We start from the raw sequence: 12,447 nt of genomic DNA, 5'->3' as shown, positions 1-12,447 counted from the left end.
GAGTTTCTGACCCCCGTCCGGATCCTGAGATGACTATTTCATCAGCCGACATCGAGACGCAGGAGATCTTCCTCCGTCTCGCGCCGGACGATGACGCGCGCCTCTCCGTCGCGGACGGCGACGACCGGAGGCCGCAGCGCGTGGTTGTAGTTGCTCGCCATGGAACGGCAGTACGCGCCGGTGGCGGGGACGGCGATCAGGTCGCCGGGCGCCAGGTCGGCGGGCAGGAACGCGTCCTTGACCACGATGTCACCGCTCTCGCAGTGCTTGCCGACGACCCGGACCAGCATCGGCTCGGCGTCCGAGGTGCGGGAGACCAGCGCGACGCTGTACTCGGCGTCGTACAGCGCGGTGCGGATGTTGTCCGACATGCCGCCGTCGACGCTGACGTACGTCCGCAGTCCCTCCAGCGGCTTGATCGTGCCGACCTCGTACAGCGTGAACGCGGTGGGTCCGACGATGGCGCGCCCCGGCTCGACGGAGATCCGGGGCGTCCGCAGCTTCGCGGCCTCGCACTCGCGGGTGACGATGTCGCTGAGCGCCTTGGCGATCTCGTGCGGCTCGCGGGGGTCGTCCTCGGAGGTGTACGCGATGCCGAGGCCGCCGCCGAGGTCGATCTCGGGCAGCTCGACGCCGTGCTCGTCGCGGATCTCGGCGAGCAGCTGGACCACGCGCCGGGCGGAGACCTCGAAGCCGGCCATGTCGAAGATCTGCGAGCCGATGTGCGAGTGGACGCCGATGAGTTCGAGGCCGTCGAGGGCGAGCGCGCGGCGCACCGCCTCGGCGGCCTGCCCGTCGGCGAGCGCGATGCCGAACTTCTGGTCCTCGTGCGCGGTGGCGATGAACTCGTGGGTGTGGGCCTCGACGCCGACGGTGACCCGGATCTGCACCCGCTGGCGCACCCCGTGCCGCCGGGCGACGTGGGCGACGCGGACGATCTCCTGGAAGGAGTCGAGCACGATCCGCCCGACGCCCGCCTCGACGGCCCGCTCGATCTCGGCGACGGTCTTGTTGTTGCCGTGGAAGGCGATGCGCTCGGCGGGCATACCGGCGTCGAGCGCGGTGGTCAGCTCACCGCCGGAGCACACATCGAGGTTGAGCCCCTCCTCCTTGAGCCAGCGCACGACAGCGCGGGAGAGGAAGGCCTTCCCGGCGTAGAAGACGTCGGCGTCCGGCCCGAAGGCGTCGGCCCAGGCGCGGCAGCGGGCCCGGAAGTCGCTCTCGTCGAGGAAGTAGGCGGGGGTGCCGAACTCCTCCGCGAGCCGGGCGACGGTGATCCCGCCGACGGTGAGGGCGCCGTCCGCGTCGCGGGTGACGGTACGCGACCAGACCTTCTCGTCGAGGACGTTGAGGTCGGCGGCGGGCGCGGAGTAGTGGCCCTCGGTGAGGACGTCGGCGTGACGGGGACCTGCGGGGTGTGCGGAGCGACTCATCGTGATGGTTCTTTCAGGTCTCTTCTGATCGCGTCAGAGGTGTTCGGGCGCACGGATACCGAGCAGGGACAGGCCGCCTGCCAGCACCGTCCCGGCGGCTTCGGCGAGAGCCAGCCGGGCACGGTGGGCGGCCGAGGGTTTCTCGTCACCGGCGGGCAGGGGCGGGCAGGAGTCGTGGAAGTCGAAGAACGCGTGGGCGACGGCTTCCAGCTGCCGGGCGACCCGGTCGGGCGCGCGGTGACGGGCCCCGGCGAGCAGGACACCGGGGTGGTCGGCGATGAGGTCGAGGAGGGGGCGGGCGGCGCGGTCGTACGCGGCGTCCTGGACGCCCTCGGCGGGCTCGGCGGGCTCGGAGGTGAAGCCGAGGAGGGCGGCCCCCCGGGTGAGGGCACGGGCCCTGGCGTGGGCGTAACGGACCCGGAAGAGCGGATTGGCCTCGCCCTGGACGAGCAGTTCGGGGCCGAGGGCGGGACGGTCGTGTCCGGCGGGCCGCAGGAGCCCCCAGCGGGCCGCGTCGGGCCCGAGCCGCTCCAGCAGCTCCCCCGCGGTGGCCCCGGCGGGAACGGGGCGGATCTCGGTGAGGGGTACGGGGGGTGTCCCGTACGCGTCGACGGTGACGCCGAGGCGGACCCAGTCCGGGTCGGGCGCCTGTTCGCAGGTGGTCCGGCCCCGGGCGCCCTGGGCGAGGAGGAGCCGGAACACGGCCTGGGCAGTGACGGCGGCACGGACCTCCCGCGCGTAGTGGAACTGGTGGATCTCGTCCCGGAGCGCGTCCCCGTGTCCGTACCCGAGGCCCTGTTCCCGTACGGCGGTGAGCACGGCCCGGTCGCTCTCGGCCGGGGCGTCGAGGGTGAAGCTCAGGAACCCGGGACCGGTGATCTCGACCCGCCCGACGCCGGGTTCGGCGGCGACGCGTTCGCGCAGGATGCGGGCGACCTCCAGGGCGGGCAGCGCGGCGGGCCCGGCGAGCTGGAGCGCGACGGCGCAGGCGTAGTCGCCGCTGCCTCCGGGCCGGGTCCGCTCCACCCGCACGCGCGCGGGCACGGGTGCGCGCAACGCATCCTCGTCGACCGCGCGGCGCACGGCGTGCAGCACGGTCCGGGAGAGATCGGCGGGGGTCACGGGTCAAGCGTAGGTGAGAGAGGGGGGCACCTCGCGACCCGGTTTCGCCATCCGGTCAGCCGGCGGCGCTCCCCGCCCGCCCGGCACCGCGCCGCCCGTCCACCGGGGGCCCTTCCTCCTCGGTCACCAGCCGGCGCATGATCCGCACCAGCTCGCTCGGCTCGAACGGCTTCGCCAGGAACGCGTCGACCCCGGCCGCCACGCCCGCGTCGACCTCGTAGGGCGTACAGGCGCTGATGACGACGATGGGAAGTCCGCGGGTCCGGGGGTCGGAGCGCAGCCGGGTGGCGGTCTCCAGACCGTCCAGCCGGGGCATCACGACGTCGAGGGTGATCGCGTCGGGCCGGACTCGCTCCACCAGGTCCAGGGCCTCGACACCATCGGCCGCGGTCACGACCTCGAAGCCCTCCAGCTCGAGATTGACCCTGATCAGCTGCCGGATGACCTTGTTGTCGTCGACAACAAGCACGCGGCCGTACGCCCCTGACACCCTTCGAGAGTAGGTCGGCCGGACAGGCGGCGTCCGGGTTTTGTCCACTTCCGCCCCGGACGGGTGGCCTCCGGCGTCGCGCGCCGCTTCGACGGAATACCTGTTCACGGACACCCCGCGGGAGCTGGTAGTGTTTCACCCGTCGCAGAGCAACACCGCGATTCGCCCCCGTAGCTCAGGGGATAGAGCATCGGCCTCCGGAGCCGGGTGCGCAGGTTCGAATCCTGCCGGGGGCACTTCCGGATTGAAGAACCGGACCAGCAGAGGCTGGTCCGGTTTTTTCGTGTTTTCTGGGCATGCCGCGGCCCGGTGAGGGCGAGCGGAGTGTGGTCCGGCTCGCCCTCACGGGGTCGGCGGGTCAGTACTTGCCGTCGACCGGGATCCAGCCGGACCAGGACTCGGGCTGGTAGAACTTGCCGGTGTCGCCGTCGTAGCGCAGGACGCGGAGGCGTACGTTCCCGGTCTCGCGGTAGTCCTTGTTGCAGGTCGCCCAGGTGTTCACGCCGAGCTTGTTGACGCAGACCTCCTCGGCGCGGCCGTAGTCGGTGTAGACGCCGACGGCCGCGGACATGCCGTCCTTCTTCGTGTCGCCCGCCCAGACGATGTCGCCGTTGTGCTGGAAGCACCCGGTGGAGCCGTAGGCGGCGGTCGCGCCCAGGCAGGTGTTCGACGGCGGGGCGGCCTTGGCGGCCATCGTGCCCGCCGGTCCCGTCGTCTCGTCCTCGTCCGCCGGGAAGGGGATCTCCGTGCCGGGTTCCGGGGCGATGCCTTCGACGATCTTCACGTCGGCGGGCAGCTGGATCTCCACGGGGGTCTCCGGGGCGTCGTCGGCGAGCGCCGGCGTCGCGGTGACGGCCGAGAGGGCGAGTGCCGACGCCCCGGCGAGAACGCTCAACTTCGAGCGCCAGTTTTCACGCATGCTTCACTACCCCCGCGCCTGACCTCTGTGGCGAGATCATCAATTATCAAATGTGAACAGGGTGTGAGACTAAGAGATCGCTGTGACGGATGGAAGAGTCTTCTGTGACGTGAGAGGCCCATGGTGCGCGTGGTGTCCTCCGGCGCACGCCTCGCGGGCATGACGAAGGGGCGGGCACACGCGTGTGTGCCCGCCCCTTCCGCGTAACGCGTTCACCGCACGGGAGGCTCCTCGGCCCGCTCTCCCTCGGTGATCTCGGAGAACGTGACGTCGACGGCGCACTCCGCCGGAATCTCGGCGGCGGACGTCGCGCACTTCACGGGTCCTGTCGCCTCCTGGCCGCCCGTCTCGGGCGGGCCCGCCCGGCGCTTGCCCGTCTCGATGTTCTCCGTCAGACCGTCCACGGAAGCCGGGGCGGTGGGGCCGGCGGGGCGGTTGGCGTCGGCGGTGTCCGACGAGGACGAGCAGGCCACGACGCCCGCCGTGGCGCACAGGACGAGTGCGGCCGAGGCCGCGACGGTGCGAAAACGCATGAAGATCCCCCTACGCGGACGCCCGGACACCCGAGCCATCAGTTGATCCACGGTGTCACAGCGCGCGGCGCGGAGGGCGGAGAACCTGTGAAAAGGCCGGGGCGGTGTGCGTGACGCGTACGGTCACTCGTACGGGTTGCTCATACCCATGGCATATGCCAAAACCTGCGATCCGATGGAGGATTCGGCCACCAGCCGCAGCCGTTCGCCGTGGGCCCGGGTATCGACCGCCTGTACGGAAAGGATGTCTGCGGAAGCTGGTACTCGGCTGTCCGGAGGGGACGCGCATGCGGGGGCACGAGCACAGCGAGAACGACAACGACCTGAGCGGTACGGTGCACGGCTTCGTGGTGCAGGCGGGAAGCGTGCACGGCGGCATCCATGTGGCGGGGCCCGTGGCGCGGGAGGAGGTGCCGCCGCCCTGGCAGTTACCGCCCCCGGTCCGGATCACCGACCGTACGGAAGAGCTCCGCGCCCTGGAGACGCACCGGTGCCGGGCCACCCAGGACGGGCATCCCACACTGGCGGCGGTGAGCGGGCTCGGCGGGGTGGGGAAGACCGCGGTGGCGCTGGCCTGGCTGCACCATCTGCGCCCGCACTTCCCCGGCGGTCAGCTGTACGCCGATCTGGGCGCGCAGGCCCCGGACGGTCCCGCCGACCCGGGCGAGGTGGTGGGCCGGTTCCTGCGGGCGCTGGGCGTACCCACCGGTCAGGTGCCGCCCGCGCTGGGCGAACGGGTCGCGCTCTACCGGTCGTTGACGGCCGGCCGGCGGCTCGTGGTGCTGCTGGACGACGCGGCGACCGCGGCCCAGGTGCGGCCCCTGTTACCGGCGGGGCGGTGTGTGACGGCGGTGACCAGCCGCCGCCGGATGCCGGGGCTGAGCCTCGACGGGGGCCATGTGGTCCACCTGGAGCCCCTCTCCACCGAGGCGGCGGTCGAACTGCTCGACGCGACCCTGGCCGACGGCCGGGTCGCCGCCCAGCCGGAGGAGGCGCGGGCCCTCGTCCTGCTCTGCGCGGGGCTGCCGCTCGCGGTACGGATCGCCGGGGCACGGCTGGCGTCCCGCCCCCGGCAGAACATCACCGCGATGGTCCGGGCACTGTCCGAGGAGCACGAGCGGCTGGAGGCGCTGGCCATAGAGGGCGACCACGATGTGCGGGCGGCGCTGGACCTCTCCTACCAGGGCCTGCCGCCCACGGCGGCCCGGCTCTACCGGCTGCTGGGGCTCCACCCGGGACGGGAGTTCGGCGCCCCGGTGGCGCGGACCCTGCTGGGCCGGGATCCGGTCGAGGCGCTCGACGCCCTGCACGACGCGAATCTGCTCGTCGATGTCGCCGAGGAGTCGGGCGGCGAGCGCTACCGGTTCCACGATCTGGTGCGGCTGCACGCCGCCGCACGGGCCGCACAGGACGAGAGCGGCGACGAGCGGACCGCCGCGCTGCACCGCATCGGCCGCCACTATCTCGCCAACACCGGCCGGGCCGAGGAGATCATCGAGCCCGGACGCGCCGCCCTGGAGCGGGACTTCGGGCGGGACGCCGGGCCGGGGTCCGTCGCGGAGGAGGACTTCGGTCCGGTCGACGGGCGGACGGAGGCGGAAGCCGCGCTGGACTGGCTGGAGCGGGAGCTGCCCAATCTGATGGCGGTGGTCCGTCTGGCGCGCCCGATGGGCGCTCCGGAGCTCGCCTGGCAGCTCACCGACGCGCTGTGGCCGCTGTTCCCGCGTCGCAAGCTGTACCGGGAGGGGACCGAGGCGCACCAGGAGGGTCTGCTGGCCGCCGAGGAGGCGGGGAACGGTGCGGCCGTCTGCCGGATGCTGACCTCCGGCGCGCTGGGAAAGCTCGCCACGGGTGACCACGCCGAGGGGCTGGCCATGTTCGAGCGGGCCGCCGCCGCCTTCCTGGAGTGCGGCGACGCCCTCGGCCACGCCCGGACGCTGAACTACCGGGGCCTGGCCCATCAGCGGCTCGGGCACCTGGACCGCGCGGCCGGGTTCTTCGCGCGCGCGGCCACCGAGCTGCCCGCCCTCGGTGACCTCCGGGCCGGGGCGCTGGCCCGGTTCAATCTGGCCGATGTCGCTCTGTCCGAGGGGCGGTACGAGGACGCCGTCATCGACGCCGAAGCCGCCCGCATCACGCTGGAGGCGGCCGGCGACACGTACAACGCCGCGCGGGCCGCCGGTCTGACCGGCCGGGCCTGTGTGGGTCTGGGCCGGCTCGACCGGGCGGACGCGGAGCTGTCGGCGGCGCTGAGCGCGTTACGGACGGCGGCCGGGTTCGAGGCGGCCCGCGTGCTCGGAGGCCTGGCCCAGCTCTCCGAGCGGCGCGGGCAGCCACGGCAGGCCCGGCTGTACTACCGGGAGGCGCTGTCCCTGTACTCCTCCGCCGGGCGGTCGCGGTCGGCGGACGCGGTCGAGGCGGAGGCCCGGCTCGGTGCGCTGGACCGGCCGGATCCGCTGGAGTCGCCCGGGCCGCCGCCTGCTCCGTCCGGGGACGGCCGGGGCGGGGCCGGCGTGTAGCCGCGTACGGTCCTGACGACCTGTACGCCGGCCGGGTCGAACGCGGCCGGGTCCAGGCCCGCCACCAGCCACACATGCGCGACCGAGGCCCAGACCGCCCAGGGCTGCACCGGCCGGCCCGGCTCGTGGACCAGCAGCCGGGGCATGCCGCCGAGCCGCAGCCAGCAGCGGTCGCCCCGGTACACGGCCACCACCAGGGCGCCGGGGTGGCAGTCGGCGAGCTCCGCGGCGTACCGGGCGGGGTCCTCGTACGGCGGGAGACCCTCGGCGGCGGCCTCCGCCACCAGGGCGTCCGCCAGCAGCGGCATCGGGTGCGCGGCCGAGAGCCGGACGCGCAGGTGCTCGTCGACGATCCGCAGCGGGCGGTCCGGGTGCAGCAGGGCGGCTCCGGCCCGGCGGACCCCGCGCTGCGGGACGTCCTCGGTGAGCCGTACGGTCGTCGCGGTCATCGGCCGGGTCCCCGTTCGTCGTGACGCGCCGTCACCGGCAGCGGCGCGTGGTCCGTGCGCGGCCGGACGGCCGGGGCGCGCAGCCGGAGCTTGCGGTAGATCAGGGCCCGCATCCGGACGGCGAACCGCCCCGGCTCCGAGGTGATCCGGGCCGCCACCTGCTCGTACCGCTCCGTGCGGTGGGCCGCGGCGGCGCGGGCGAGCTGGCGGTCCAGGGGGCGGCCGGCGTGCAGCCGCGGGGCGAAGGAGGCCAGTTCGGCGGCGGGCGAGCCGGGGTCGAGGTCGCCCTCGGGGACGTGGCCCAGGTGGACCGGGACCCCGGTCATCGCCCCGTACAGCGAGACGGAGCCGTGGTCCCCCACGATGTGGTCGGCGGCGACCAGCGCCCCCACCCAGTCGGCGTGCTGGCTGATCACCAGGAGTCCGGAGCGTACGAGCCCGGCGAGCCAGCTGCGGATCTGCCATTCGCCGTGGGCGTTCCAAACGTGCGGGTGGAGCAGGAGCGCGACCCGGAAGTCCTCCCGGGGCAGCTCGTCGACCAGCCGTTCCAGCAGCTCCCACTGCTGGCCCAGCAAGGAGCCCGGCCCCCAGGTGGAGCAGACCGTCACCAGCCGCTGCCGCGCTCCGACCCCCAGCGCGTCGCGGTAGAGGGCCCGTTGCGGCAGGCTCGCGGTGATCCGGTCGAAGCAGGGGTCGCCCACCACCTCGGCGGCGGGCAGCGCCTCGGGGCATTCGCGGCCGAGGCGGGTCAGGTCCTCGTGGTGGGCCAGCACGATCGACTCGGGCACCACCCGGCCGTCCTGGACGAGCCACTGCCGGCCGAGCCCGTAGACCCCGCGCCCGGTGATCCGGCGGCCGCGCTGCCCGGCGGGGAGCAGCTTGTTGTGCCCGGCGCCGTGCGGCAGCACGATCACCGGGGCGTGCAGTTCCTGGAGTCCGCCGTGGGCGGCCGCCAGTGCCAGGTCGAAGGGCATCTGGACCACCTGGTGCCAGGGCAGGACCAGGCCGCCCAGCCGTTCCAGGAAGTGGTCCACCCCGTGGCTGAACACATCGGGCGCCTGGGTGAAGAACACCTGCACCCGTGCGTCGCCCTCCAGCAGCCGCACGGCTTCGAGCAGCCGCTGCCCCGCCGTGACGGTGTGCACCACGGCCAGGATCTTCCTGCGGGTCCGCCGGGTGGCCCAGCGTTCGACGTCGAGGCGTACCGGTACAAGGGTCCGGTGCGCGTCCGGCATGGTCAGGCTCATCTGATCAGTCCCCGTTTCCGTCGCCGCGGACCGGTGGGTCCGCGTGGGCCGCGGCTGACGGCGGCCCGGGGAAGCGTCTGCCCACCGAGGTGGACGGGTGGCTTGCAGGAATCCTGTGTTCCAGCTGTACGCGGAACAGCGCTGCGTCATGCGCCCCGCTCACGCCCCCTGTGCGCTCTGGTCCGGGCCGGTGGCGCAGGGAACAGTGGACTGTTCCGCACAGACGTGCGGACGCTGCCGGTGGCGGCAGGAAGTGGCGCACCCATCGGGGGGCGATATGGACCTTCTTGCTCTGGGACCTCTGGAACTATGGCACGGGGACCAGGAGCACATGCTCGGTTCGGTGAAACACCGCTGCGTGCTCGCGGTTCTGGTACACGCGCGCGGAGAACCGGTCGCCGTGGACACGCTCATGGAGCGGGTCTGGGGCGACGAACCTCCTCCCAAGGGTCCGGCGACGCTCCAGACGTACCTCTCCAAGCTGCGTCGGCGGCTGCACGCCGCGGTGGGGCCTCTCGTGCGGGTGGACCATGTGCCGCCCCGGATGTACCGGCTCCGGATGAACGACTTCAACGATCTGGACCTGGTCCGTTTCCAGCGGTTCCGCGCCGAGGCCGCCGTGGCGGCGGAGCAGGGCCGCACGGACTGGGCGATCGGGCTGCTGCGGACCGCCGAGAGCATGTGGCGGGGCGAGCCGCTGCCGGAGAGCTCCGGCGAGTGGGCGGCGTCGGTGCGTACGCGGCTGCTGGAGGATCACCGTCATGTCCGGGAGGAGCGCATCCGGCTGGAGCTGGAGCTCGGCCGGCATGCCGATCTCATCGGTGAGCTGCGCGAGTTGGCGGCGGAGAGCCCGCTGGCGGAAGGGGTGGTCGGCTCCCTGATGCTGGCGCTCCACCGCAGCGGGCGGCACAGCGAGGCGCTGGAGCTCTACCGCACGACGCACACCCGTCTGCGGGAAGGGCTGGGCATGGATCCGGGGGCCGAGCTGCAGGCGCTGCACCAGCGGATCCTGGAGCAGGACCGGGACCTGACGGAGCCCCGGTCGGCGGCCGTCGCGGTCAGGGCCGCCGCCGCCATCACCCCCGTGCCCGCGCCTGCCGCCGCCGCTCCCCCGGCGCCGTCCGCCGCCCCGGTCCGCAACAACCTCCCGCGCGACACCCGGGACTTCACCGGCCGGGCCCGGGAGCTGACGCTGCTGCGCGAGGCGATCGCCGGCGCGGACGGGTACGCGTTGCCGCTCGCCGTGCTGCACGGGATGCCCGGCATCGGCAAGACCGCGCTGGCGGTGCATGCCGCGCACCGGCTGGCCGAGGACTATCCGGCCGGTCAGCTGTACGTCGATCTGCACGGGTTCAGCGGGCGGCGGCCCCTCGACCCGGCCGAGGCGCTGGCTCTGCTGCTGCGTGCCGCCGGGGCCGACGGGACCGACGGCACGTTGCCGGACACCCTCGACGGGCGGGCGGCGGCGTGGCGGGAGTGGACCGCGCGCCACCGGGTGCTGGTGGTGCTCGACAACGCCCGGGACGCCGCCCAGGTCCGGCCGCTGCTGCCCGGTTCGGCCGGGTGTCTGGCGATCGTGACCAGCCGCAACCGGCTCTCCGCGCTGGACGGGGCCGCTTCCCTGCTGCTGGACGCGCTGTCGGCCCGGGAGGCGGCTGCCCTGTTCACCCGGATCGCGGGCACCGCCCGCACCTCCCGCGACCCGGAGGCACTGGAGCTGCTGGTGGACGCCTGCGGCCGCCATCCGCTGGCCACGACCCTGCTCGCGGGCCGCTTCCGGCACCGGGAGATCTGGGACCTGCGCCATCTGCTGGAGCGGCTGGCGCAGTCGAGCGACCCGCTGGACGAGCTCGACGAGGAGGTGTTCGTCTCGGCGTTCCGCTTCTCCTACGCGGAGCTCGCGCCGGGCACGCGCCGCCTGCTGCGGCTGCTCGCGCTGCATCCGGGGCCCGACATCACGGCGGCGGCCGCGGCCGCCCTGGCGGGGACGGGGGCCGGGCCCGGACCCGGCGGCGGGTCCGAGGGCGTACGGCGCAGCATCGAGGAGCTGCTGGACTGCCATCTGCTGGCGGAGCCGGTGCTCGGCCGCTATCAACTGCACGACCTCACGCGGGCGTTCGCGCTGCGCATGTCGGCCGCCGAGGAGCCGGAGAGCGCTCGCGGCGAAGCCGTCGGCAGGTTTCTCGGGTACTGCCTGACCTCCGCGCACCGGGCCCACCGGCTCACCCATCCGCGCCGCCGGGCCCTGGAGCCCGGGCAGCTGTCGGTGTACGCGGCCGAGTTCGGCGACGCCCAGGAGGCGGCGGCCTGGCTGGACGCCGAGCGGGCCAACCTGCTGGCCGCCGCCCGCACGGCGGCCGCGGAGGACCCGGACCACGCGGCGCTCTTCCCGCACGTGCTCGCCCCCTCGCTCAGGCTCTGGGGCAGTTGGGCGGTCACCAACGAGCTGTACGGCGCGGCCGTGGAGGCGCTGCGCTCCCGGGGCAATCCGCTGCTGCTGGCACAGACGCTGGTGGAGGCGGCGGACGTACTGGCGCAGACGGGGCCCGGGGAGGCGCTGAGCTGCGCGGGCGAGGCGCTGACCCTGTTCCAGGATCTCGACGACCCGGCGGGGTGCGCCGACAGCTCGCTCCAGGCGAGCCGTGCGCACCTGGCCGCCGGGCACACCGGCCCGGCGCTGCGCATGGTGGCGCGGGCGCTGGCGCTCTACCGCGACCTGGGCGATGTGCACGGCAAGGCGGACTGCCTCAACGTCGAGGGGGCGGCGCTGTATTACGAGGGCCGGTACGACGAGGCGCTCGGGCGGGCGCGCCTCACGCTGCAGATCCACGAGGGGACGGGCGATCTGCTGGGGCAGATCCGCGCGCACAACAACGTGGGCGAGATCCACCATCTCCAGGGCCGCATCGAGCACGCCCACGACCATTTCGAACGGTCGAGGGTGCTGGCCCGGCTGCACAGCGGAGCGCAGGAGCTGGCCATATTGGACACGAATCTCGGCGCCGTGTACCAGGCCATGGGCGACACTCCGCGGGCGCTGGCGGGCTTCCGACGGGCGCTGGAGAGTCACCGTTCCCGGGGTGACTCGCTGGGCGAGGCGAACGCGTTGATCAGCATGGGCGCGGCGCAGGCCGCGAGCGGTGACGACGACGGGGCGCTGCTCCACTTCACCCTGGCGGAGGAGGTCGCGCGGCGGATCGACAGCGCCTACGAGCGCACCAGGGCCCTGCTCGGCGTGGCCGACGTCCACCGGTCGGCGGGCCGGCCGGAGGTGGCCCTGGAGGTCTACGGCCAGGCGCTCCGGCTGACCGAGCGCACCGGCTCCCGTCCCGCCGCGGCGCGGGCGCTGGCAGGTCTCGCGCGTGCGGCGCTGAGCACGCACCGGGCCGACCTGGCTCTGGAGTACGGCAGGAGGGCGGAGGAGGTGTACCGGGGCCTGGGCTCCGAGGCCGAGGCGGAATCCCTGCGGCGGCTGTTGCTGGAGAGTACGAGGGGGACCGGCGCCTGACGGAGCGGGCAGCCGGTCCCGTTCGAGTGAGGGGCGGTGATCACCCTCTGCCGACAGGGCCGGTCCGGCCGTGTGGGCTCACCACATCCATTGGTCGATCGAGAACATGTCTCTCCGAATCACTTTCTTCCCAGGCCGAGTTGACGGCACAAACGGATCTGCACGAACGGATTGCCCGGCTCCGCGGAGCCGACGGGCATGATCCTTGCGGGCGTGGTGGCACCTTG

At 73.6% G+C, this 12,447-nt stretch carries 8 protein-coding genes and 1 tRNA gene; 3 read left to right on the top strand and 6 right to left on the bottom strand.

Annotation, left to right across the window (positions count from 1 at the left end):
• Window positions 1-41: 41 nt before the first annotated feature.
• The 3 genes from lysA to ACSMXR_RS26090 are packed head-to-tail and all read right to left on the bottom strand — an operon-like array spanning window position 42 to window position 3,024.
• Window positions 42-1,433, bottom strand: coding sequence for a diaminopimelate decarboxylase (gene lysA / locus ACSMXR_RS26100; RefSeq protein ID WP_137233496.1), 1,392 nt, complete (start codon window positions 1,431-1,433; stop codon window positions 42-44).
• A gap of 33 nt (window positions 1,434-1,466) precedes the next feature.
• Window positions 1,467-2,555 carry an ArgS-related anticodon-binding protein NrtL gene (nrtL, locus tag ACSMXR_RS26095; protein WP_473170044.1) on the bottom strand — a complete coding sequence of 363 codons (1,089 nt, stop codon included), beginning with the start codon at window positions 2,553-2,555 and terminating at the stop codon, window positions 1,467-1,469.
• 55 nt (window positions 2,556-2,610) lie between these two features.
• Window positions 2,611-3,024, bottom strand: coding sequence for a response regulator (locus ACSMXR_RS26090; RefSeq protein WP_473170043.1), 414 nt, complete (start codon window positions 3,022-3,024; stop codon window positions 2,611-2,613).
• Between the two features lie 185 nt (window positions 3,025-3,209).
• On the opposite strand from ACSMXR_RS26090, the gene ACSMXR_RS26085 reads away from it, so the two are divergent.
• Window positions 3,210-3,281: transfer RNA gene (locus tag ACSMXR_RS26085), tRNA-Arg, on the top strand.
• 122 nt (window positions 3,282-3,403) lie between these two features.
• On the opposite strand, the gene ACSMXR_RS26080 is transcribed toward ACSMXR_RS26085, so the two are convergent.
• A complete protein-coding gene (locus tag ACSMXR_RS26080) occupies window positions 3,404-3,964 on the bottom strand; it encodes a hypothetical protein (protein WP_030079349.1) in 561 nt (186 codons plus the stop codon).
• A 212-nt stretch (window positions 3,965-4,176) separates the two neighbouring features.
• On the bottom strand, window positions 4,177-4,497 hold the full coding sequence (locus ACSMXR_RS26075) for a hypothetical protein (protein ID WP_473170042.1): 321 nt from the start codon (window positions 4,495-4,497) through the stop codon (window positions 4,177-4,179).
• A gap of 287 nt (window positions 4,498-4,784) precedes the next feature.
• On the opposite strand from ACSMXR_RS26075, the gene ACSMXR_RS26070 reads away from it, so the two are divergent.
• Window positions 4,785-7,016, top strand: a complete 2,232-nt coding sequence (locus ACSMXR_RS26070) for an ATP-binding protein (protein WP_473170041.1) — start codon at window positions 4,785-4,787, stop codon at window positions 7,014-7,016.
• A 445-nt stretch (window positions 7,017-7,461) separates the two neighbouring features.
• Here the strand turns inward: ACSMXR_RS26070 and ACSMXR_RS26065 are convergent, their stop codons facing one another.
• Window positions 7,462-8,712, bottom strand: a complete 1,251-nt coding sequence (locus ACSMXR_RS26065; protein ID WP_381789572.1) for a hypothetical protein — start codon at window positions 8,710-8,712, stop codon at window positions 7,462-7,464.
• Window positions 8,713-8,989: 277 nt separating this feature from the next.
• Between ACSMXR_RS26065 and ACSMXR_RS26060 the strand changes: the two genes are divergently transcribed.
• Window positions 8,990-12,220, top strand: a complete 3,231-nt coding sequence (locus ACSMXR_RS26060) for an AfsR/SARP family transcriptional regulator (protein ID WP_473170040.1) — start codon at window positions 8,990-8,992, stop codon at window positions 12,218-12,220.
• Window positions 12,221-12,447 lie beyond the last annotated feature (227 nt).

This window comes from Streptomyces sp. DSM 106670, assembly GCF_055792845.1.
Note: the sequence above shows the minus strand (reverse complement) of the source record. Positions and strands in the feature narration are given on the sequence as shown.

Coding starts and splice junctions, on each gene's coding strand:
- ACSMXR_RS26075 (WP_473170042.1), bottom strand. CDS start 4,497: ATGCGTTTTCGCACCGTCGCGGCCTCGGCCGCACTCGTCCTGTGCGCC.
- ACSMXR_RS26060 (WP_473170040.1), top strand. CDS start 8,990: ATGGACCTTCTTGCTCTGGGACCTCTGGAACTATGGCACGGGGACCAG.
- ACSMXR_RS26070 (WP_473170041.1), top strand. CDS start 4,785: ATGCGGGGGCACGAGCACAGCGAGAACGACAACGACCTGAGCGGTACG.
- ACSMXR_RS26080 (WP_030079349.1), bottom strand. CDS start 3,964: ATGCGTGAAAACTGGCGCTCGAAGTTGAGCGTTCTCGCCGGGGCGTCG.
- lysA (WP_137233496.1), bottom strand. CDS start 1,433: ATGAGTCGCTCCGCACACCCCGCAGGTCCCCGTCACGCCGACGTCCTC.
- ACSMXR_RS26065 (WP_381789572.1), bottom strand. CDS start 8,712: ATGAGCCTGACCATGCCGGACGCGCACCGGACCCTTGTACCGGTACGC.